Source organism: Sphingomonas sp. 3-13AW (genome assembly GCF_049311085.1).
GTDB lineage: Bacteria > Pseudomonadota > Alphaproteobacteria > Sphingomonadales > Sphingomonadaceae > Sphingomonas.
The window spans coordinates 433,125-453,260 of sequence record NZ_JASNVZ010000001.1; the positions used below are offsets into that span (position 1 = coordinate 433,125).

Below are 20,136 nucleotides of genomic sequence, written 5' to 3' on the forward strand. Positions count from 1 at the left end.
GTCACCCTGGGAGCCTGTTCTGAACGGCTTCGCCTAGGTCAGTGAGCGCCCAATGGCATCCCTGGCGTGACCAATCACCCGTTACGAGGACGGGTCCGGCTTGCAGCGTCTCGGGATCCACTCCTCCAAGTGGATACATGGACGCGAGCGTGTTCCCTGACACCCGAACCGTACGCTTTCCCGGCATAGCGAGCAGGGCAGCACGTTGCCGCTCTGTCAGCATCTCGACAATCTTCTCGACGTCCTCAGTCATTGCCAGCCTCCTCGGCGAGTGTTGGGTCGGTGCGGTAGTCCCAAGAACGGCCGTGCTGGAGGCGGAATGCCATCTCAGCGTCCGTCTCGAGACGGTATTTACCGGAGCTCACCAAGAGGACTTGGCGATCACCGAAGGGGCGCGCACCTGTCTTGCGGACGGTCACGGTGAACTCGTCGCCATCGGAGACCCCGGCGCTCGACAACAATCCGTACTGCTTTTCCCCATTGCTCCAACCATCGCTGAAGATGTCTTCCTTGCACACGAGCTGGTCGGCAGCGTTGTGGAAGACGACGGGGTAGGGGACGTGGCCATCTGGAGCCCGATAGGAGCGTCGGGTGAACGTGCGAACTGCGACTCCCTCTCGTTCGGGCGGCACGGCTTCGTCCGGCTTGAGATTGCGGAAGATGTCCGCTGCGTCTGGCAGAGGGGTCCAGAACAGCCTTGCTTCGTCGCTCTCGGCGAACGGCCATCCGCCGCTGTTCACAGTGGAGAGTTCGTGGTGCTCAAGGCCGATCGAGATTTCGACCTTCATTGATCTACCCAAGTCCAACGGCGACCCGACATAGGGCGACTCCTGGATGGGGATCCGCCACCAGAGTACGTCGCCGTGATCTTCGTGCCACTCGGTGAAGGGGCGAGGCGCCGATGCTGCCGCCGCGGGTGAGCTCGGTTGTTGCGAGACGTGCGGCAGAGCGGCGCCTCGAGGGACGGGGTCTGCGGCGAGAGCATTACCCGCGACTAGGCCGATCTCCGTCAATGCGCCCCGGTCATCCGTTCCGCTGCGAAGCTGATCGCAGCAGTCCTTGATGGAGGTTAGCGCCTCCCGAAGTCGCGCAACGTCCTCGCTACGCTGGCTCGCGGCGGGATCGGGATCGGGCGCTTCATAGATGGGGCGGAGTGCTTCGGCGATGATGATGCACTGGTGGTGATGACTGCCCTGCTCCGGAGCCGCAACTCCGATGGTCGAAAGGGTTTGCGCGGCAAGCCGCACCCACGAGCCGTCGAACCCGGCGCCTTGTACCAGATGCAGCATCTGCTCGACCGCGAGCTCGCGAAGGGCGACGTAGCGCTCGGGTGGCATCTGCACCCAGCCAGGCACATCATCGACGGAGATTGTCCCTGGGCGGCTCGTCATCGGGGTGTGCTCAGGTTGTTGCGGCATCGGTTCCTCCTGCGGCTTTGGTAGCCCTCAGGACTTGGGGCAGGGCCGCTGTGTGATGTTGGTTCTGCCAGCCGAGGCGTGGGGTGGTTTTCCTACCACCCCGTCCTGATCAGCCGTTGAACTTCGCCATCAGCGCGGCGAAGGGGTCGGCCCCTTCGTCGGAATTAGGGTTAGAAACGGGCGGCGTGGAAACCTGCTTACGTACTGCCTGGGGGAGCGTGCGTTCGGGGCGAGATTCCGGCGCCCCGTAGATCGGAGCTCGCACGCTCGGTCCGCGCTCGGACCGAAGCGGGAAGTCGAGATCCTGCGGGTCTTCGTCGATATCGATGAACTCATCTCCGAAGACGTCGAACGAGGCCTCGTTCTCGGCCAGCTCGACGTTGATCGGCTCTGCGTTGGGTGCGGTGCGGGGAAGGTCGAGAACGGGCTTGTTGAACATGAATTTTCCTTTCCTGAATGCTCTTCGAAGGTCGGAGGGGGAGAGAGAATTACCTGCTTTTCCCTCCTCAACGTTTGGACAATGCAGGGAGAAGATTAGGCGGCTAAGTCGAGGGCCTGCTCGATACCCATCTCACGCGCTCTCCGAACTAGAGGCTCGAAGTCACCCAACCACGGCGCACGTCCGGCGCTCGCCTTGATTTTTGACCAGGTCCGGTCGATCTGCGGATCGAGGGCAGTGCTGTTCGTTCCCGGCGGACAAAGCGCCGCCCGCAAATCCTGGACGAAGCCCCATTGGTGCGAGATCTGATTTTCGATGAGGTTGACGACGTCGGCCTCGAACGCGAGCCGCTTCTTCAGCGTCTCAACGCGGAAATCGTCCTTCTGCTCGACCGCGTTCAGGGTCGCGAACAGGCCAACTACCAGTCCGTCCTGGCTAGTCTCCAGGCGTATCTTCATGCTGATTTCCGATCAGAAGTAACTGACGGGGGGATGCGCGGCTCGAAAGGGGTATGGACCAGCGGAAGCGACAGCACGTCCTCTCCGTCGCCGTAGGGATCGAGAGTGTCCTGCGCTCGCGTTGTGATACCCAGCACCTCCGACAGATCGAGCCTGGCAAGGATTTCGCCATCCTGGATCAGCAGGACGCTTTCACCGTCCCTCTCGATTGCGAGGTGCTCCAGGTCTGCGTCCTCCAAGGGAGGAGCGCTCTCCGTAAGCGCCCTGCACGTCTTACCGGGATCGATGTCGTAAGCGGATGCCAACCGGTCGGCGAGCAGTACGATTGCGCCCTGCGCGCTCACGGTCGCGCATCCCTCGTCGCGGAAGCTGGCCCGGGCGCGAGCGGCATGTTCTTCGCACCGGAGCCTACGCGCTCGTAGTCCTTCATTTCGTTTTCCTTCCCGAAGGCGGTCCGACATCACTTCGACGATGGAGTTTCTCCCATCAGGAAGTGGGACGACCTCCGACCTTGGTTGCGGCGTACACAACAGCGCCGGCGCCAACGAAGAGAGCGCTTAACCCCACGATCGCCAAACCTACGATTGCGAAAGCCAGCTGCAGCAAGATGGCCACTGGCAGGTCGAATGCGCGCATGAGATTGCCCCTTCCGCAAGGATTATAGGATGGAACGCCGGTTTTAGCGATAGGGCAGGATCTCATCCTGCATTACCTCCAAATCGCCAAGTATCGCAGACGGTCGCGGTGAGAGGGCCATAGGCGCCGGGGCTGGCCTCTCTGGGGCATGCCTAGCCAGGCGCGGTCCCTGTGCGGCCAGCGAGATAGAACACGCACAGAGGGTCGGTTGACGGCGCTGGCCGGCAAGGCGGCCAGCGCAAGCTTTTGAGGCCGGAGGGGCGCGCCTCGCACCACAGCGGGCCGCTCCCGGCTACGCCACTTGCTGGAGATCCCCAAACAAGTGGCGTAGCGACGTTGCTAGCCGCGATCCTCAGGCTCTGAGGGCAGGGATGCGAGGCCGGCCATCAGCAGCATGCCGAGGCCCCTGTCGGTCGACAGGTTGCCGCCGCCCCACGACAAGCTCTTCTTCGCGAAGGCTTGCCAGCCTCGAAAGCCCGCGACTTCATGCAGCCGGCCGATTGATGCGGAAAGTGCTTCGAGAATGCCGTTTTCGTCGAGTGCCAGGATGTCTTCGATCAGAGCACCCGTGCGGGGCGTGGAGGGCGCCGGATCCGGATCGGCGACGGCGACCTGGGGAGCTGGAGCAGGGACTTCGCCACCGCTTTCTCCTCCTTCGCCCAGGACCCGCAGCGCCTCAAGAGCGGCGCCCAGCGATGGGTAGCCGAGTTCCTTCGCTTTGGCCTCCTCCTGCAGGTAGGCGGCATCGGATGCCGCGAGCGATGCCTCGTGGTTTCCAAGCATCGCGTTCAGGAAGTCGATCGTCTCCTGATGGCGAGTGGGCAGTTCGACTTCATCGTACGGCGAGGCGTCAGCCTCGGCCTGTGCCTCGGCCTTCGTGCGACGGTAGCGTGAGATACCCGGTAGCCAATAGGCCTTCATTCTACTTTCCTTGTGAAATCATCGTCAGCGGTTCAGCCCCAGTGGTGGTTTCTGAGCCGCCAAACGCTGGTGTCGGTGATTTTGCGCTTGCCCCACATCCCCCTGCGAAGCAGGCGGGCGAGGAGAGCGACGGGCTTGCCCGGCCGTGTAGCGGCAAAGGCCTGCCCCTGCCATAGCAGCCGCAAACCCACGGGCCCCTTGAGCCCGATCAGCCACATCATTTCCCGATCGTGGACGTCGCGGCAGCAGCTGATCGCGAGATGCCGTCCGCCGTGAACCAGGATGGCCCGGAGGGCGTGAATAGAGGCAGGCCCGTGCACCGCGCCGCTATCGGGGGCATTGATGCCGCGGAGTTGTCCCGTGACGAAATCGTAGCCTAGCAGACCGAAAAACCGGTTGTGACGGAAGCGGATCGTCGATCCGTCGAGGACCGCAATCCGCCGTCCATGGACCAAGCGCATACGAAGACCCAACGCACGCCGGGTCAACCCAGCGAGCACGTTTAGCGGGTTCGGGCCGAAGACACCGAAACCCAGTAGCAGCAAGGCTGCGAGAGCCGGCGCATAATGCATTTTCCATCTCCAGTTACCGGATTGTCGACAGGTCGACATGAAAACTGACTTGGGACGGTCGAGACGAGAGCGCGGGGTCTCCCGTGTCCGGACAATGGCCGGCTGTTTTCGACGAAGGTCGAAAAATTAAGAGCCTCTCGCTGCTCGCCCCGACGAAACGCCGCCGTCGCGCAGCTTGGGTGATGGCTGCGTCTTGAACGGGTGCCGGAAAGCGTCCGGGCCGTTCCCAGCCGCCCATGTGGGGCGATCTGGATCGATGCGCCTCTTGTGGGGAGACGGGAGCCTACCGCACCGGCCGGCTGGCCCGAAGGGGCCGGGCGGTGCGGGTGCCTAAGCGAAGCGGCGGCTAACTGGCGCCATCGTCATTGTCAGGACGGACAGCGCCCTGCCGCTCATGGTTCTCGGCAAGGCGCCGGCTGCTGGAGGGAAACATCGAGGTCCGCTTCAGGCCGTCGATGCCCACTACCGAAATGGCGTGTTCGAACGCGTCCTTGAACGTCTCGTACAATCGCTCATCGCGGGACGGTCGGGTGAGCGGCTGGACGATCGCGGGCGGGCTCATCCACGGCGGATTGGTTCGGTTCACGGCTTGCGGTCCTCAGTAGGCGCTGTCGAGCCCGAGACAGGTGAGATCACGAACTTCACGCGCCAGTGCGACGCCGAAGCGGCGCCGTTCCAGGCGGTGACAGACGATTTTCGTCGCCTTGCCCCAACTCGAGGCGCCGCAGGGGCGACGGCTCCAATATTCGCGGAAGTGGCCATTCTTGGCGGCGTTTTGCCCTTGGGCCATAGGATATCTCCGTCGATCTCCGACGGGCATGTTGCCTTAGTCGGATCGGCCTAGGCCGATAATCGACGGATGTCCCCGTAGCGGCGGATGATGGTCATGCAGCAATTCTCCGTCTTCGGACCAAGCACGTCAAGCGGTTCAAGTGTCGCTCAAATCGTCTTCTTCCAGATAGCGTCTATCGGATGCGACATCCTCACGCGGCATATCAAACATCTCCGGGCCGATGGGCGTGAGATGATCCCCCTTGGCAGCACGATCGAGACGTAGGAGAATTTCCTCGGTCACCAGGGTGATCTGGCGCGCGACCGTATCGCTGCAGTCGATCCACTCTTCGCGAAGCGCCGTCTGGCGAAGCTCTTTCCATGCCGCGAGAAATTCCGGCGTCGCAACTGGTGCGTGATAATGATCGATATATGCCACGGCATGGCTCATATCGTTGCCGAAACCATTGTTGAAATAGTCCCAGCTGATCCTGTTGCAGGCTCGCAGCAGTTCAGCCTCGATGTACGCGGTTGGTCCTTCCGGGGGGATGAACCGCTTCTCCATCTCTGTTACGAGATCCGAGAGAGGATGGTTATTGCCGGCGAACGTGGGGAAAAACATCTCTTTTCCTTTCTCATCAACCTCGTTGCAGCGCCGCAGGAACGGTGATCACAACTGCCGGAGTGGATGTGAAAAAGGGCGGCGGAATGTCACATCCGTCGCCCGCTCATTCCCAATATCGTCGCCGATGTTGGTCAGTCGGATGCTTTTAGAACTTCAGGATCGACCTCCTTGATCGGGATCCCGAAGCGCTGCGCCATTTCATAGGCCAAGCTGCCGCCCAGTATATCGTGGACGCCGCGGCAATGAACGCGCTGCCCGGCGACACTGCCCTTATGGCAGAAGAAGTGGTTTTGCGCTTCCCGGCAGCCCTCGATGATCTGCGCTGCTCGTGCACCACTGACGATCCTGTTGCGCGTGGTGAGGCACTGGCCGCAACACCGAGAGGCGAGCAGCAATTCGGGCGCATCATCACTCATAGGCGTACTCCTCAAGGTGCGGTTATACCGGGGGGGCGCCGTCTTTGTCCCCTGTCGAGCCCGACCCGCGTTTTGCGGCCGCCCAACTTGCCACGCAGATGGACGGACGGCTGGCCGGTTAGTTTACCGATGGGCATCCCTCGCTTCCCCTCGATCTTGCCGTAGGTGCGAAGCGACGACAGATCGCGACCGTACCAGGCGCCCCGGAAAAGGTAGCGCCCCGGGCGAGCAACATTGATGCCTCCAGCGATGTGCTTTCGCGTCACGGTGAACTCCACCGCGAGCTGCGGCCGTCCCTTTGAGCCTTTAACGATCATCAGTCTCATGCTTCTGAACCCGTCTTCGCGGCATCGACGTCCTGGCTTCTCAGAGGTCGAGCCGCCCTATGGCCCGCATCAGCCTCCCTGGACGTCCCGGAAAGTTCGGCGAGCACCGCTTTGGTAATGTCGCGGACGAGCGCTTTGCGTGTCGCATGGTGCATAGTACGCGTCAAAGGCACGACGGTATTGGAGACCGCCGTCTGAATGCGCTCGCGTAAGTCCGTCTCGTCATCGTCCGCGCGGGCGGGGCGTACCTCGATAGCGCCGTCGAAGATGCACTCCATCTTCTCAGCCAGGTACGCGAGACGATAGGGAGCCACGGGTAGGGCGCGCCCGGTGTGCCGGTTCATGTTGAACGGATCGTGTCCCTGCTCATGCAGGTCGCTTACGATCTGGAGATGCTCACTCAGCACCCCGCACCACTCCAGGAAGGCGTGAAAGCGTGCACCGACCTGCAGCTGGAAGAGACGGGCGTAGAGGTTGCCCACCTCTCCCTTGAGCGCCTTCAGGAACTCATCGTCGGTCGTGGTGTGTTCGTCACGTATCGTTTCCATGACCCCCCTCTCGGGTTTGATGTCCTGGATTGCGACGATAATCTGGTCTCGGGAAACTTCGACCTCGATATCGCTCCAGGAAGCCGGAGCACTCACTTGGCCGAAATCGGCGACTTGAGCTACACGGATCGGGTTATGGTGCGTCTCGATCCTGGCCAAAGCCGGTGTCTGGCCAGTCGCAGCGGCGATCACAGGTAGCAGGTGCCGGCGCACCAGCAGCTCGAGCAAATCTCGACGTTGGGCGATAGTCAGAGATTCTTGTAGCAACAGCCAGTCTTCGTGCGGCGGCGCGTCATCGAACTCCTGACCTCGATCCTCGAACTCAAAGGGATGTCCGTCGCTGAAGCCATGCTTGCTCCACAGAGATTCTGCCGAGAGATGGACCGCTTGAAGTTTTCCTGTCATCCAAAGTCTCCTTGCCCGCGAGCTCGCGGTCGATTAGCGCGTGAGAGCGCGTTGTCCCACAGTGTGCGGGGTGCCACCAAAGTTCAGGCGGTCGTAGATCTCGCGGCAGTAGTCGGGATCATCCGTCTCGATTTTTACGATGCCGATCTGGATGTACCAGAATTTGCGTCGCTCGATTTCTCCCAAATCACTCCAGCGGTGCTCGCATTCGGTGCCCCGGAAGACCGAGATTTCGTCAGCACGATAGGCGAGCAGGGCCGAGACGCGCTGCTGACCGTCCAGCAGCCATCGGTCTGTGGCCGCGAACCGATCGTTGGACGGCATTGGGCAGTGGAGGGCGTCGACCACAACGAGCGAGCCCAACGATATGCCGAGAAGGGCGCTTTCGACAAAGCGCTCCTTCTGTAGATCCGTCCAGACGGCTGGGCGCTGGAAAGGCGGGAGGAACCAAGGTCCGGCGCGCGCCTGGCTCTGGTCCCAGAAGTGGTCGCCGTCCCTGTTTGCGGCCGGTTCGATGATCGCCTCCAGGTCCGTACTGCTCTGATTGCCGTGAAGCAGCCGAACCGGGAAGTGGGGGTGGTTGCCGCCGCGCGAACGGATAGTGAAAGTCATGAATACGCTCCTATCAGGGCTGGCATTATTTTCTTCCAAAGTCTCGGATGCGGTCCGGCCCGTGCCGCTAGGCGAGACATCCTGCCTTCGTGCATCCGGTCTCATGATCCGTGGTAGAGTGCTACGACCGGCAGCCAAAGAGACGCGCGACAAGGCCGCGCTTAGGTGGGTTCCCGTCTCCAACCTGCTCTTCGTCCTGAAGAGCTAGCTCCTCCACCTCTGCCCAGGTGGAGATCGAACCGCGATGGTCACCGTCGTACCAGGTTGAAGGCTCCATCATGTTGATGTGGGGCATGGTCCGGAAGGCGACACCATAGGTCGATCGCGCCATCTGGCGGCCGTCGAACCGGCCCTTCTTGAGCCCGTTGCCAGCGAAAGCGCACACGTGTGCGCCCCCGAACGGGAGATTTGGCGGTCCACCCTCAAGGAGGAGCAGGCCGTCGTCTGTCTCGATGAAGTCCAGGCTGCAAGAGACCGCCTCACGCCCAAAGCCCTCAAGCGCTGCTTGCATTTCGGGGGCGGGGTTCCGCCTTGCGAGCTCTGTTTTCATGAAGCGAGGCCAGAGCTTTTGCGCTGTCATGCCGTCTACAAGACGCTGCGCAACGTCGCGCACCTGGATAGCCATACGAGCGTTCTCGGGGGTCATCTCTCCAGAGAAGGCATAATAGAATGCCACGCCTGTGACCTTCCCATCGACCACAAAGGCGCGCCACTCAGCAGGCCAGCGACCGGGCCCGGCGAAAGGAGAACCATCCCGGTGCGGGTCCATCGTTTCAATCCAACGCGATGCCTGTACCCATGGGCGCGCGATGAACACCATGTCGGTCTTCGGTCTCTCGGCTGTCAGCGATAAGGTACGGTGGTCGCGGGTGTTCACCATGCGCCGGTTGCCAAGGCGTACCCAGCCGGGCCCGACCTCCAGACCGGGACCGAAGCGCGTTTCGGGCGCTGTGGGACCGGCAAGGCCGGTCCCGGCGAGAGCCTTCAGCTCCGAACCGCCACATGCGGCGGTTCGTACCATCCACCCTTCCGGAACGTCATCCATGCAGGCCGCAAGACGCTCCTGAAGATCCTCACGGTCAACTGCGTCACGCTCGGCTGTGTCGAAGAGCGAGGTCAGCAGATCGCAGAGATCAGGCGTGGCGCCCTCAACTTCAGCCTTTCCGACAAGCTCGTGCAGGGTCTGTAGGACGAGTTCGCGCGAGGGCCCGGCGGGCATGTCGCTTTCGCCAGAGACCAGTTCAGTTTCGACCGCATTCAATCGAAGGATGACCTTACCCGGCACAGCAGCGACGCCAAGGCGCGCGCAGATCGCGAGCCACATCTCCAGGTCGCAGGCGTCGAATGCTCCGGAGCGGCCGTCACGTATCGCGTCAGCGTCCAGCCAAGTGGTGCTCTCCTCGCGTTCAAACCGCGTCGCGGAAGCGATGTCGTTGATCCCGGCCGCAAGGGAGCCCTGTCGGGCTGCGCGAGTGGCGCCGGCAAGGAGCTTGCGCACGTCGGTACGTAGCGCCGCTTTGTCGCCTGCCACGGTCAGCGAGAGCACGGCCTGACGCATCGCGTCGACGTAGCTGGTCATGATTTTCCCTTCCCGAGAGTTCCTGTGCCCTTGCTGAAAGCAGCAGCGCATTGTGCTTCGCCGGTTTTCGACGCCTCGAGCACGAAAAAGGGCGCCCGGCTAGGCCGGGCACCCGCTTTCGGTTTCGATCTGGTTAATAGCGCGAAATCAGGCGCTCTCTACCGCCCCAATTTGAAATGCCCGGCGAACGTGTTCCGTGAGGGCCTCATGGTTATTGCGCTCGGCATATTCCGGGCTGAAGTACAGCTTGGCCTTATAGAAGAAGGCATCGATCACGTGATACAAGTCTTCCCCGACGTGTTCGTCATCGCCATCGAACTTGCAATTGCGGGTGAAGTCACCGTTATACCGTACATCGATGAATGCAACATCGCCGAGATCTTCTCCCGTGGTAGCGAGCGCGTGGCGGATGACCGCGACCACGCCGTCCATCAGCTGGTTGGCGTCCGCTGTCTCTGCATCCAGGTGGACGCGGAATTCGATGAACGTGCCTGGATCACCGACCTGCCAGCGCTTTCCATCCGAATGACGGCAAATCAGCACACTAAGTGGAAGAACCACGCTGCTTGCGGTCGCTTCGCTCTTGATAACCGACATCATTTTTCCTCCACCAGACTATCTGATGCCGATCGCCAGTGAACCGCTATCTCGACCTCGCACGACTGCCGGGGGGCGACTGAACTCTCAGTCTGTGGTGAAGGAATACCTTTCTACGTCTCGCGGCTTGGGGGTCAAACTAGGCCGTGTCGGCGTAGAAGCGCAGATGGGTCCGGATCCCGTCCCATAAACGCACGGAAGCTCTCAATCGCAGGCCTGCTTGCCCCCTTCGAGAGGACCTCCCTGCGGAAGCGATCGCCGGTCTCTCGGTCGACGACGCCGGCTTCACGGAATTTCCCAAAGCCATCTGCAGCCAGCAACTCGGCCCACAGATAGCTGTAGTATCCCGCGGCATAGGCTCCGGAGAAAATGTGACGGAACGTATGGGGAGCACGGTGCCACTCCGGAGGCCGCATCACTGCGACCTCGGCGCGCACTGCCGCGAGCACCTCCATAGGATCGACGTCGACGGCTCCGGAGTGGAGGACGAGGTCGAACATTGCCAGTTCGACCTGGCGGACGAGGAAGAGCCCCGACTGGAAGCCGCGGGCACCCAGCATTCGCTCGAACATGTCCGCGGGCAGGGGGGCACCGGTGAGATAATGTCCAGACATGCTGGTAAGCACCTCCCGGTCCCAGGCGAAATCCTCCATGAGTTGGCTGGGAAACTCGATCGCATCCCACTCGTGTCCGCTGGTACCGCCGATAATGGGACGGTCAACCAAGCCGAAAATGTGATGCAGGCAGTGCCCGGTTTCGTGAAGAAGAGTGATGACGTCGTCATGTGAGAGGAGCGGCGCCGTCGTGCCGTCCTTGGGAGCAAAATTGCAGGTGAGGTAGGAAACGGGCAGTGTCCGGCCGCCGTCGCGCTGCAGGCGGGGACGTGCCTGGGCGACCCAAGCGCCGCTTCGCTTTCCCGAACGTGCATGGAGGTCGAGGTAGAGCCCCGCAAACACTTCCGCGTCGGCGCCGGCGACCTCGAAGTAGGTGACGTCAGGATGCCAGGTGGAGACGTCCTCGCGAGGCGTGACGGTGATCCCGAACAGGTCCTGCAGCAGGGTAGCCCAGCCCTCTAGCACCCGGTCGACAGGAAAGTGTGCTCGAATGACCTGCTCATCGGTCGCATACTCGGCGGTCCGCAGGAGGTTGGAGACGAAGCTCACGTCCCATGGCTGCAGTTCTCCGAGCCCCAGGTCTTCCGCAAATCGGCGCATCTCGGCCAGCTCTGCTTCCGCAAAGGGGCGCGCACGCGCTGCAAGGTCGCGCAGAAAGGCGAGAACCTCGTCGCCATCGTTGGCCATCTTCGTCGCGACCGAGCGGGCCACATAGTTGGGAAAGCCGAGAAGCTCCGCGCTTTCCTGTCGTAGCGCCAGAATCTGCCGGATCCGGGCGCTGTTGTCGAAGTCGCCGGCGTTCGGCCCCTGGTCGGAGGCGCGGGTCACGGACGCGCGGTAAACCCGGGCGCGCAGGGCGCGGTCTTCCGCGAAGGTCAGAATGGCGCTGACGCAGGGCTGCTGCAGGGTTACGAGCCAGCCGTCGAGATCCTTGGCCTTGGCCGCGGCCGCGAGCATTGCGAGATCGGCTTCGGCGAGGCCTGCAAGCTGGGCCTCGTCCACGATATGCTCGCTCCATGCCTCCGTGGCATCCAGGAGTGCGCCGTTGAAGGCATTCCCGAGCGCGGAAAGATCCAACGCGATCGCGCTGAAACGCTCGCGAGCATGTTCGCTGAGGGCAATGCCGGAGAGCATGAATCCGCGCATCGCACGCCGCACCGCGGCTTGGTCGTCGGACGGCAAATTGGCGAAGTCGGGCGACGCGATCAGCGCCTCATAGAGGCTATACAGGTCGCGGTTCTGACACACTCGGATCGAGTGCTCGACCATCCGAGCCTGAGCGGCAACATGGGCAGCACGAAGCTCGGGCGTATCTGCAACCGAACGAAGGTGGGAAACGGTCGACCAAGCCGCGTCCAGCTCAGCATCAAGGCGTTCGAGGGGGAGCCATACCTCAGCAAAGCTGGTCGGGCGATCGGCCGTCAGGCTCTCTACCGCTGCATCGTAGCGAGCAAGAAGCACGTCGAGTGCAGGAGCGATCTGGTCGGCTGTGATCTCATGGAAGCGCGGCAGGGCGTCAGCGTCGAGCAGAGGGTTCATGATCGGTTCCATTTCGATGAGCGTAGCAGGCTCAAGCCTGCAAAATCGTCGGCAACTTTGCTTTTCCGTCACCCGATAGGGCCGTCCCCTGCGCTGGTTTGACCCAAGGCCATGTCCGCAAGGCGGACACAGCGATAGCGCTCACGCCGCCAGGCGAGGGCCTACGGTCCGCACGCGTCCGGCGTCGAGATCCGCCTGGCATGCTTTCAGCCAGGCCTGGAAAGGGTCACCCATCTGGCTGGCAAGATCCTCGATCCGGTCGGTATCGACACTTCCGAAGCTCACGTCACAAGCATTTACGCAACGCGGGGTCGCCAGCTTGGTGAAGACCTGCCAACTGCGGTCATCCCCATGTTCGCCACATCCAGGTCCCACACCGCCAAGGTAACCGAAGCTGAGACCAAGCTGCGGATAGAGGACGGCGGCGGCGTTAACGGCTGCATGGATAGTCTCGTAGGGGTCACCAAACTCGACGAGCCGCGCTACGGTGTCTCTCTCTATATGTTCAAGCACCGCGTACTGGAACGTTGCCGGTCCAGGAACGATAGCGCCGGCGCTGCGGGCACGCTCGGACGCAAGCTTGTACACAGGGCCAAAGTCATCCGGCATGCACGCGTCGAAGATCTCTCGCGCCATCTCGAAGAGCGGCTGGGGGCGCCGCTCCGGCCGCGCATCGCCGGCCATCTCAGCGTAGACGGTGAAGGCGAGAGCCTTCTCCAGAGCGGTTGTATCAAAACCGCGGCGAGCGTGCTTGGCGATACCTCTTGCCATGTGGAAGAACGGGGGAGGATTCTCCGGTTTCCAGCTGCCGTCGCGAAGCGCCCGGCTGACAAGCATTGCGAGTTCGGACATCTATTTTCCTCTCAGAAGATGCGTTCAGGTCATCCGACGGCGACGGTGAAAATCTGCTCGGAAACGGGATGCTCAGGCACGCTCTGCGCTGAGCTTGAATCCGGGGTACCCGCGCATCGGGATGTCGTTTTGCTCACACCATGGGCGCATCATCCGTTCCGAGGCTTCGTCGCGGACTATGATTTCGGACACCACTTGGCGCACGTCTCGAACGTCCCCGATCACGAACGCCTCGTCCGGGCTCTCGAGGCTCTTCTTGACTGCATAGTCTTGCTGATGAGCAGGCCAGCATGGGACGCCCGAACGGTGGTGGTCCCTCAAACCCGAGAAGATGAAGACCTCGTGTCCATCTATGCGTGAGATCCGGTTCTCAAGACGCTTCGGGTTCACAGCGAAGCCGATCGGCAACTCCGCTGACGTCCACCAGCCGAATTCGATGGCAAAGCTCAGGCCGCGCTTGCGGTAGATTTTGTCCAGGCCGGTGAGCTCCTTGGGAAGCCAGTGCTTCGTCCGGTCGATCATCGCATTGTAACGCATGTAGGACCGCGCGGCCCTGGCATTGACCCAGCGGTAGATGAGTGCTGTCTCCGGGATCGGCGTGAGTTGATCATCAGCAAGCGGCTGGTGCGATAAACTGATCACGACGCTAGCGATGCCTTGCGGGCCTTAGCCATCGCTCGCCACGCGTAGCCGATAGGGCCGCCTCCTGCGGCAGGATCCTCGGTCGGTGACATCGACCAGCAATCATCCCTTTTGCGGTCGTAGGCAGCTTGTCCGGCAACATTCATCTCATCCGAAACCGGGCCGGGGGACACGGCGACGATCTCCTCCCGGACAAGCGTCTGGGCAATGGCGTCCCAAATCCGTGCCATGGGCCGGTAGTCGAGGCCGGCCCCCTCGATCAGGGTGCTGCTGGCAAAAAGCCAGGTACGCGCTGCCTCCAGATGGCTCTCCTGCAACTCGAAATAGGCGAGATCGATATCTGCGCCCGTCTCCTGCCGGCGACGCATGTCGATCCGCCGAAGTGCGGCCGCAGTTACGAAGCGCGCCAGGACATAGGGGTAGGAGACATCGGCCGGCCAGGTCTGGGACTTGAGGCAAAATCGGCGTGCAATGCGGTCCAGAGCCTCCCTCATCAGCCCGTGGGCCTCGGCGGGGGTGCAAAGGGCGAGGGCGTCGGCGACCTGCTCTGTGTAGCAGTGCAACCAGGCGAGCGGCTTGTGGCCTGGTGGGCAGACGCCGCCGTTCATGCGCCAGATCTCGAGTTCGAGCTCACGATCGGGCGTGTTGCCTTCCTCGCACTGCGCAGCCAACTCCAACGGAGTTCTCATGGCGATCCCCAAAAGAAAAGGCCCGCCAAGGGCGGGCCTTTAGGACGTAAGATGGCGGTTCGGCTTAGTCGCCGTAGTAGCTGACCGTCGGCTTGCCGGTTTCCTGCGTCAGGATCGCGACGTGGCTCTCCGGGAAGTCGAGCATGATACGGCGCTTCCCAGCCGGGAAAATCTGCTGCCCGTAGATGAGCGGCTCATCAACCTTGTAGGCGACAACCGTGCCCTTGCCGCCGCCGAGGTCTACGATGACGGCGCCCTGTCGGCTGTTGCGCGCGATGTACGCTTTATCAATGAGGCCGTCGGCGTTGTAGTCGAGGTAGGCGACTGTGTTGTACTGCCGCTTCACCTTGGTCGCGGCCACCATGTCTGCGGGCGTTACGACCTTCCACGGATCTTTGCGCGCGTCGATGTTGGCCGCGCCGCGGCCCACCGGCTCGGTGCGCTTCGACAGGGGCTTCGAGCCGAGATCGGATGCCACCTGGGCCATCGTACGCTGCGCCATTGCAGGGGCAGAGAGCGACATACCGAGCGCGGCCGCGATGAGGGTAGCGATGATCTTGGTATTCATGTTTCTGTTCCTCGCTTCCCCGTCCGGACCATTGCTTTTTCCGTTCCCTGGGGAATATCACGTTCATCCGTTTAGCTTCGCTGAACGAGCCTACTTGGGATCGTACTCGATGTGGACGTGATTGGAGTCACCATCGAAATCCTCGAAGATCACGTCGTATTTGGGCCCCAGGGCATTGGCGAGCGCCACCACCCACTGCTTGCACTGGGTGTCGGTGTAGCCGTTGGCGTTGTTGCACCGCACGTCGATCGCGGCCCCGCTGTAATGCTTGGAACCCGTGCCGTGTTTGCTGTCCTTTGTGGACGTCACCACAGGGGAACGTAGCCCAAGGGCCGCGGCCGTGAGGTTCAGCTCGTCGATGATGCTGACGATGTTGCTGCTCAAGCCGGCCACACTGACGCCCGGCTTCACCAGGATCTTTTGGCCGTCGATCGTCTTGGTCTCTCCGTCTGCCCACTGCTTGGGGGCCGGATAGGTCTTCACCGCGGCGAGATCCTGGCGATAGGCCGTGTTGAGCGGGCCCGCCATGTAGGTGCGCGGATCACCATCTCCACCTACGCGCATGTTCGTGATGTTCGGATTGGACATGTACTGGGCGCTACCTGCTCCAGATCCACCGCCCGGAGGGGGTGCGGGATTGGGAGCAGGATCCGGGGAAAGGCCGCCTGGGAAGACGCCGGTACCTGCACCTGCGCCACCTCCCGTGCCGGTGCCTGGGATGCTGCCGCTGCCGCCACCGGTCCCGCTGCCCGGGCTACCGCCGCCGGTGACAATGTCATCGATAGGCAGCAATCCCGGGTCTAAAGCGGCTGGCGTGGGGGTGGGGGTATTCTCTTCCTCGCACTCCAGGACATCGGTTACCGACTGGCCGGTCTGGGCGTTCGCGTGCCCGGAGAGCGCGAACATCGCCGCGGTGCCAAGTAGCGCGAGAAGGAGCGGCTTCATGTCTTTGTCCCTGCATGCCAGTAGGTTCGCGCTTGCGGCGGTTAACCGCGCGAAGTCCTACTCGCGATACCGGACGCGATCTGGGCTTGTAAAGCGCTATCCAGAAAGTCCCCCATATTTCCGGAATTTATCCGCACCTCATCCTAGAATGGGCGAGTTGCGACTTCCCGTTGCTGGGTGACCGTTGTTCTGCTCTGCGTGCAGGTATTCGCTGTACGCCTTCAGGCGCTCCGCAAGGGCGGGGTCGATCACACGTTTAGCCGCCCTTCGTACTTCCACCGAAAGCCGGTCGATCGTCGCGATGTCATGCTGGCGGATGTCCTGGTCGTTTGCAGACGTGTATTCATCTGCCTGACAGAGCGCAGACGCGTTGATTTTGCTCGTGATGTCGTGGGTTGAGAATGCCTCGACGATCATCCACTTGTCGCTGCGGAAGACCATCATATCCAGCTCCAGCCCCTCCAGCAACGCGGCTGGACTCCACGGCCGGATCAAGCGGACTGCGCCGTCGGCCCGCCGCCTGAGCAGGGCAACGAAGCGCGGCTTCAGAATGGAACGCTCGTCATCTTCACCGGCTCCTGCATAGATGACGTCGAAACCCTCATACATGGAGGTGTCACTGTCACCGTGGGGGGCCCGGGAAATAGAAACCAGAGTAGCGTCAGCGTTCCGGGATTCGATCTTCGGAAACGGGATCGTGGCGAGGGTAGCGGTCGAAATCGCAACGAGGTCGTTACACATGATAGGGCCTTCTCAGTTCTGATCGCCACGGGCTGCGTGATACGCGCGATAACGACGCTCGAATTCGTCCATATCGTCACGATGAATGCGGATCGAGTGATAGTCGCTGCGATCCATGTTCTGAAAGCGCAGGCCGCGACCGAGATCGGGATACCCTTCGATCTTGCCGTCGATGTACCTCGAGCCGTACTGGCATTGTTGCCCCAGCCGCTGGCGGCTGAAGTTTCCGAAACGCGAGTATCCTCCGTCGTGGAACTCCGGATGAATGATGCGCACCAGATGGCCAGCCGTCTGACCATATTCGCAGACGTGCCCCGTCTCGACGACGACTTCGTGTTGGACGAGCAGGCCGACGAAACGTGAATCCAGCCAGCACATGTTGTGCTCAGCGGGCTTATCGCTGCAGCCTCTCGGATCCAGACGCTCGTAGAGCTCGCCGTCCTCATCATACATAACGAACGCGCGATCGTCCTCGGAGTAGTGCAGCGTCATGGGACGCCCCTCCCAAACGATCTCCATTGCAGACTTCCTTTTGCGATGACCGGGCTTAATCCCACGTCTTACGAGAACAAGAACATTCAGGGTTGTGAGTGGCTAGGAGATCCAGGTCCGCCACTCCGCATAACGACCTGGGGAGTGATCCTGTGGAATGCGCCGCTGATCCCGATGGATGACCTCGGCGCGACATGCGATAAGGCGCAATGAAGCTGCGACTCGCCCTTGTCCTTGCGGTGGCTTTGACCGGCTGCTCCACCCGGAGTGCACCGCTCAACGCCGACTTTTCACCTCCGTCCGAACCGAAGATACAGCGCAGCTTCGATTTACGAGACCGTTATGGAGCCCCAAAACACATCGGGGCAACGGCGATCTACGTAGACAGCGTCAGCGTCCATCACCTCTACGCTGAGGCCAGCACCATAGTCTGGAAGGATGAGGCCGGCAGATGGCAATGGAGCCAGGTGTCCGAGATCGGCCCCGGTGGCCTTCTCCCGGTCGAGCGCCGGATGGAGGCGAACAATAGCAGGGAGTTGACCCAGGCAGAGTCCGAAGCGCTCGACCGCTTGATAGCGGATCCTCGTTTGTACCGGGAGAAGGTGCGGACCAGTGAACCCGCCGGCTTCGGTAGTGCCGGGCATGTGATGAGCATCGTCACCCCCTTCGGCCGCAAGACGGTCTCGTGGGACGGGCGCCTCGAAGGCCTTAGCGGATCAATCGCAGATATCGTCCTCGGTAAGGATTGAACGAGCGCCTTGGTCCCCAGCCGGACTTGCTCGATCATCGACAATCGTCAGGCAGGATCGAGCCGCGAACGGCCTGCCGGACAAACGTGGGGATGCCTCGCAAGATGGTCCCGCGCCATGAACGCGGTGAGCCAGCCGGACCGACACCAACCGTTCTCGGGGGAGAACGTACACACATCGTACAGGAGAAAACCCACATCCTCTGAGCACCTGATCCGGATGCCGTTCCAGAGGCGCAAATGCAGATCCACGGCCTCGCCGAGATCCTCTGCGACGACGAAGGTGACGGACGGGTCAGTGAGCCGGTTGAAACGATCTACCTCGTAGGTCGCATGCAGCAGGCGCGAGGCCTGCTTCATGGCCACTCGCCGCCGCAAAATCGCCCTTAGGCTTGGTTGCCTGGTCTCGGTGAACGGGATCGCCGCGCCATCTACGATCACTCGGTAGACCGTCGGGGCCTTGCACCATTCGATCTCCTTCATTCCGTTTTCCCCGCATACTGGCACTGACAGTGTTCGATCTCCCGCATCTGCGGAGACGGCGAAGTGCCGCCTCCCGATCTTCCTTCTTCGATCGGCAGCACCTGGCCTCTCGGAGGCGCCCCTCCCGGCTCGGTACAGCGGTCGTTGCGATCACGATAGCATCACCCACGGCGATGGTGGCCACCATCAATTAGTTCATCCGAGGTTCCGCTGGCCCGCCGATGCCGGTTCCCGGTGCCGGGCTCCCTTCCGCTGAAGGCGACATCGTGGCTTGCAGGCGCTGCTTGATGGTGATCGCGACCACCCGGTCAACGGCTTCCCGCAACCTCTCGCAGGTCTCTGCTTTCGAACCTGAGAATTGGCCCACATGGGCAGCCCGGACTTCAGCGTGCCCGCCCTGCTGCATTGAAACGAGGACCACCTGCTCGCCGGAACCGCGATCTTTGATGATGAAGCGCCAAGTGCCTCGCTCCCTGTCTCGAGGGGCCTCGATCATGATGGGGAAGTTGCCGGCGAGTGCCGTCCTCAGTGCGCGCTCGAGCGCCGCGACAGACCGCGGCAGCTTGTTGTCGTACCAGTCCGGGTAGCCGTCCTGTAGCATCCGACAGGACAGAATATTGAGCGAGTGCCTGCTATCGTCGGCAAGGAGGTAGGTCCCGCCGGCGCCACCCACACCGGGTTCGCCGTGGGCGCTGCCGCCGACGACCTTGCTGCGGTCATTCGCTCGCATGGGCCAGCCGAGAGCTCAGAAGGTCCTGGAGATCCGTGGTGAGGCATCCCGCAACACATGCCATCCGCAGATCTGGACCAGCGCCCGATATCGTGAGCGACCGGGATGAATCTTCGTGACCCGGACAACGCACGACCAGGTCGTCGCCCAAGTGGGGGGCGCCACCAGGATCGAGAGCCTCGGCCGCCATCCGCGCGTCCAGAGGTAACTGCCGGATCGAATGGCCGTAAGGGGCATGCCTCCTCGGCAGGACCTCCTTTGCGGCTTCCCGTAGCGCGCCGGAGATCCAGTTGCTGAGCTCCAGGCCGTTCCCGCGCGACGCATGGGTCACCGCGGTCGATGCGAGGGCCTCCACCGCTGCCATAGTGGTCCCGGTCGGTTCCGAAGGCCGGAGGTACTCGATCCCGTCCGTCTCGAAGAACACTCTCGCGGCGCCGCGCGTACGCGGAGCGGGTAGGGCCGGGCTTGGAGGCCCCTTCAGCATTGAATTCCAATGCGGGTAGCCGCCTTCCTGGGCGATCTGGTCCAGAGCTTGCTGGTAAGTGATGCCTCCCGCTCTGGCGAGAGCCTTGGCGGCTTTACGTGCCCGATCGAGCGCGACGTGATGCTTCACGTGCATAAGGTCTTCCTTCCGATCTGATCGGGTGCATGGCGTCCGCTCCCATGCGCCGACCAGGAATACGAAAGGTCGACGAAGGTGGGCATTCCATGAAGCTCCCCATCCGGGGTTCGCAGTTTGCGGACGGCAGGCCAGCTTCGGAGGCCCCGCC

General features: G+C 62.1%; 26 protein-coding genes. 1 reads left to right on the forward strand and 25 read right to left on the reverse strand.

Annotated features, from left to right (window positions below; genetic code table 11):
* Positions 1–245: 245 nt before the first annotated feature.
* The 22 genes from QP045_RS02415 to QP045_RS02520 form a co-directional block, all read right to left on the reverse strand.
* Positions 246–1,418 (reverse strand): hypothetical protein, encoded by a 1,173-nt coding sequence (locus QP045_RS02415; RefSeq protein WP_422513359.1) that lies wholly within the window; start codon positions 1,416–1,418, stop codon positions 246–248.
* A 109-nt stretch (positions 1,419–1,527) separates the two neighbouring features.
* Positions 1,528–1,857 (reverse strand): hypothetical protein, encoded by a 330-nt coding sequence (locus QP045_RS02420; RefSeq protein WP_422513360.1) that lies wholly within the window; start codon positions 1,855–1,857, stop codon positions 1,528–1,530.
* 95 nt (positions 1,858–1,952) lie between these two features.
* A complete protein-coding gene (locus QP045_RS02425) occupies positions 1,953–2,315 on the reverse strand; it encodes a hypothetical protein (protein ID WP_422513361.1) in 363 nt (120 codons plus the stop codon).
* Positions 2,312–2,659, reverse strand: a complete 348-nt coding sequence (locus tag QP045_RS02430; RefSeq protein ID WP_422513362.1) for a hypothetical protein — start codon at positions 2,657–2,659, stop codon at positions 2,312–2,314. Before QP045_RS02430 ends, QP045_RS02425 begins: the two co-directional genes overlap by 4 nt.
* A gap of 631 nt (positions 2,660–3,290) precedes the next feature.
* The gene (locus QP045_RS02435) at positions 3,291–3,872 is read right to left on the reverse strand and encodes a hypothetical protein (RefSeq protein ID WP_422513363.1); all 582 of its coding nucleotides are present in this window, start codon (positions 3,870–3,872) and stop codon (positions 3,291–3,293) included.
* 32 nt (positions 3,873–3,904) lie between these two features.
* A complete protein-coding gene (locus tag QP045_RS02440; protein WP_422513364.1) occupies positions 3,905–4,444 on the reverse strand; it encodes a hypothetical protein in 540 nt (179 codons plus the stop codon).
* Between the two features lie 346 nt (positions 4,445–4,790).
* Complete coding sequence (locus QP045_RS02445; protein ID WP_422513365.1) at positions 4,791–5,030, reverse strand: hypothetical protein; 240 nt, start codon at positions 5,028–5,030, stop codon at positions 4,791–4,793.
* Between the two features lie 12 nt (positions 5,031–5,042).
* Positions 5,043–5,234 (reverse strand): hypothetical protein, encoded by a 192-nt coding sequence (locus tag QP045_RS02450; RefSeq protein ID WP_422513366.1) that lies wholly within the window; start codon positions 5,232–5,234, stop codon positions 5,043–5,045.
* Between the two features lie 138 nt (positions 5,235–5,372).
* The gene (locus QP045_RS02455) at positions 5,373–5,837 is read right to left on the reverse strand and encodes a hypothetical protein (protein ID WP_422513367.1); all 465 of its coding nucleotides are present in this window, start codon (positions 5,835–5,837) and stop codon (positions 5,373–5,375) included.
* Between the two features lie 134 nt (positions 5,838–5,971).
* Positions 5,972–6,256 carry a hypothetical protein gene (locus QP045_RS02460; RefSeq protein WP_422513368.1) on the reverse strand — a complete coding sequence of 95 codons (285 nt, stop codon included), beginning with the start codon at positions 6,254–6,256 and terminating at the stop codon, positions 5,972–5,974.
* A 322-nt stretch (positions 6,257–6,578) separates the two neighbouring features.
* Positions 6,579–7,535 (reverse strand): hypothetical protein, encoded by a 957-nt coding sequence (locus tag QP045_RS02465; RefSeq protein WP_422513369.1) that lies wholly within the window; start codon positions 7,533–7,535, stop codon positions 6,579–6,581.
* Between the two features lie 33 nt (positions 7,536–7,568).
* A complete protein-coding gene (locus QP045_RS02470; RefSeq protein ID WP_422513370.1) occupies positions 7,569–8,147 on the reverse strand; it encodes a DUF262 domain-containing protein in 579 nt (192 codons plus the stop codon).
* A gap of 121 nt (positions 8,148–8,268) precedes the next feature.
* On the reverse strand, positions 8,269–9,777 hold the full coding sequence (locus QP045_RS02475) for a hypothetical protein (RefSeq protein WP_422513371.1): 1,509 nt from the start codon (positions 9,775–9,777) through the stop codon (positions 8,269–8,271).
* Between the two features lie 96 nt (positions 9,778–9,873).
* On the reverse strand, positions 9,874–10,323 hold the full coding sequence (locus tag QP045_RS02480) for a hypothetical protein (RefSeq protein ID WP_422513372.1): 450 nt from the start codon (positions 10,321–10,323) through the stop codon (positions 9,874–9,876).
* 134 nt (positions 10,324–10,457) lie between these two features.
* Positions 10,458–12,476 carry a M3 family metallopeptidase gene (locus QP045_RS02485; RefSeq protein ID WP_422513373.1) on the reverse strand — a complete coding sequence of 673 codons (2,019 nt, stop codon included), beginning with the start codon at positions 12,474–12,476 and terminating at the stop codon, positions 10,458–10,460.
* A gap of 141 nt (positions 12,477–12,617) precedes the next feature.
* Entirely contained in the window at positions 12,618–13,328 is a 711-nt protein-coding gene (locus QP045_RS02490; protein ID WP_422513374.1) for a hypothetical protein, read from the reverse strand.
* Between the two features lie 72 nt (positions 13,329–13,400).
* Entirely contained in the window at positions 13,401–13,970 is a 570-nt protein-coding gene (locus QP045_RS02495; protein ID WP_422513375.1) for a hypothetical protein, read from the reverse strand.
* Positions 13,967–14,641, reverse strand: coding sequence for a hypothetical protein (locus QP045_RS02500; RefSeq protein ID WP_422513376.1), 675 nt, complete (start codon positions 14,639–14,641; stop codon positions 13,967–13,969). Before QP045_RS02500 ends, QP045_RS02495 begins: the two co-directional genes overlap by 4 nt.
* An 82-nt stretch (positions 14,642–14,723) precedes the next feature.
* Complete coding sequence (locus QP045_RS02505; protein WP_422513377.1) at positions 14,724–15,227, reverse strand: hypothetical protein; 504 nt, start codon at positions 15,225–15,227, stop codon at positions 14,724–14,726.
* Positions 15,228–15,317: 90 nt separating this feature from the next.
* Complete coding sequence (locus QP045_RS02510) at positions 15,318–16,172, reverse strand: hypothetical protein (protein ID WP_422513378.1); 855 nt, start codon at positions 16,170–16,172, stop codon at positions 15,318–15,320.
* Between the two features lie 138 nt (positions 16,173–16,310).
* Positions 16,311–16,913: a hypothetical protein gene (locus tag QP045_RS02515; protein WP_422513379.1), complete on the reverse strand. Its 603-nt coding sequence runs from the start codon at positions 16,911–16,913 to the stop codon at positions 16,311–16,313.
* A 12-nt stretch (positions 16,914–16,925) separates the two neighbouring features.
* The gene (locus QP045_RS02520; protein WP_422513380.1) at positions 16,926–17,432 is read right to left on the reverse strand and encodes a hypothetical protein; all 507 of its coding nucleotides are present in this window, start codon (positions 17,430–17,432) and stop codon (positions 16,926–16,928) included.
* A 182-nt stretch (positions 17,433–17,614) separates the two neighbouring features.
* Between QP045_RS02520 and QP045_RS02525 the strand changes: the two genes are divergently transcribed.
* Complete coding sequence (locus QP045_RS02525; RefSeq protein ID WP_422513381.1) at positions 17,615–18,154, forward strand: hypothetical protein; 540 nt, start codon at positions 17,615–17,617, stop codon at positions 18,152–18,154.
* A 47-nt stretch (positions 18,155–18,201) separates the two neighbouring features.
* Here QP045_RS02525 and QP045_RS02530 read toward each other — a convergent pair whose 3' ends face one another.
* From QP045_RS02530 to QP045_RS02540, 3 genes are all read right to left on the reverse strand, one after another.
* Positions 18,202–18,636, reverse strand: coding sequence for a hypothetical protein (locus tag QP045_RS02530; protein ID WP_422513382.1), 435 nt, complete (start codon positions 18,634–18,636; stop codon positions 18,202–18,204).
* A gap of 190 nt (positions 18,637–18,826) precedes the next feature.
* Entirely contained in the window at positions 18,827–19,366 is a 540-nt protein-coding gene (locus tag QP045_RS02535) for a hypothetical protein (protein WP_422513383.1), read from the reverse strand.
* Positions 19,353–19,985, reverse strand: coding sequence for a hypothetical protein (locus tag QP045_RS02540; protein ID WP_422513384.1), 633 nt, complete (start codon positions 19,983–19,985; stop codon positions 19,353–19,355). The genes QP045_RS02535 and QP045_RS02540 overlap by 14 nt, the downstream gene beginning before the upstream one ends.
* Positions 19,986–20,136 lie beyond the last annotated feature (151 nt).

Coding starts and splice junctions, on each gene's coding strand:
- QP045_RS02440 (WP_422513364.1), bottom strand. CDS start 4,444: ATGCATTATGCGCCGGCTCTCGCAGCCTTGCTGCTACTGGGTTTCGGT.
- QP045_RS02520 (WP_422513380.1), bottom strand. CDS start 17,432: ATGGAGATCGTTTGGGAGGGGCGTCCCATGACGCTGCACTACTCCGAG.
- QP045_RS02425 (WP_422513361.1), bottom strand. CDS start 2,315: ATGAAGATACGCCTGGAGACTAGCCAGGACGGACTGGTAGTTGGCCTG.
- QP045_RS02530 (WP_422513382.1), bottom strand. CDS start 18,636: ATGAAGGAGATCGAATGGTGCAAGGCCCCGACGGTCTACCGAGTGATC.
- QP045_RS02465 (WP_422513369.1), bottom strand. CDS start 7,535: ATGACAGGAAAACTTCAAGCGGTCCATCTCTCGGCAGAATCTCTGTGG.
- QP045_RS02415 (WP_422513359.1), bottom strand. CDS start 1,418: ATGCCGCAACAACCTGAGCACACCCCGATGACGAGCCGCCCAGGGACA.
- QP045_RS02485 (WP_422513373.1), bottom strand. CDS start 12,476: ATGAACCCTCTGCTCGACGCTGACGCCCTGCCGCGCTTCCATGAGATC.
- QP045_RS02450 (WP_422513366.1), bottom strand. CDS start 5,234: ATGGCCCAAGGGCAAAACGCCGCCAAGAATGGCCACTTCCGCGAATAT.
- QP045_RS02475 (WP_422513371.1), bottom strand. CDS start 9,777: ATGCGCTGCTGCTTTCAGCAAGGGCACAGGAACTCTCGGGAAGGGAAA.
- QP045_RS02510 (WP_422513378.1), bottom strand. CDS start 16,172: ATGAAGCCGCTCCTTCTCGCGCTACTTGGCACCGCGGCGATGTTCGCG.
- QP045_RS02535 (WP_422513383.1), bottom strand. CDS start 19,366: ATGCGAGCGAATGACCGCAGCAAGGTCGTCGGCGGCAGCGCCCACGGC.
- QP045_RS02470 (WP_422513370.1), bottom strand. CDS start 8,147: ATGACTTTCACTATCCGTTCGCGCGGCGGCAACCACCCCCACTTCCCG.
- QP045_RS02505 (WP_422513377.1), bottom strand. CDS start 15,227: ATGAATACCAAGATCATCGCTACCCTCATCGCGGCCGCGCTCGGTATG.
- QP045_RS02525 (WP_422513381.1), top strand. CDS start 17,615: ATGAAGCTGCGACTCGCCCTTGTCCTTGCGGTGGCTTTGACCGGCTGC.
- QP045_RS02435 (WP_422513363.1), bottom strand. CDS start 3,872: ATGAAGGCCTATTGGCTACCGGGTATCTCACGCTACCGTCGCACGAAG.
- QP045_RS02460 (WP_422513368.1), bottom strand. CDS start 6,256: ATGAGTGATGATGCGCCCGAATTGCTGCTCGCCTCTCGGTGTTGCGGC.
- QP045_RS02515 (WP_422513379.1), bottom strand. CDS start 16,913: ATGTGTAACGACCTCGTTGCGATTTCGACCGCTACCCTCGCCACGATC.
- QP045_RS02480 (WP_422513372.1), bottom strand. CDS start 10,323: ATGTCGGTTATCAAGAGCGAAGCGACCGCAAGCAGCGTGGTTCTTCCA.
- QP045_RS02420 (WP_422513360.1), bottom strand. CDS start 1,857: ATGTTCAACAAGCCCGTTCTCGACCTTCCCCGCACCGCACCCAACGCA.
- QP045_RS02455 (WP_422513367.1), bottom strand. CDS start 5,837: ATGTTTTTCCCCACGTTCGCCGGCAATAACCATCCTCTCTCGGATCTC.
- QP045_RS02490 (WP_422513374.1), bottom strand. CDS start 13,328: ATGTCCGAACTCGCAATGCTTGTCAGCCGGGCGCTTCGCGACGGCAGC.
- QP045_RS02540 (WP_422513384.1), bottom strand. CDS start 19,985: ATGCACGTGAAGCATCACGTCGCGCTCGATCGGGCACGTAAAGCCGCC.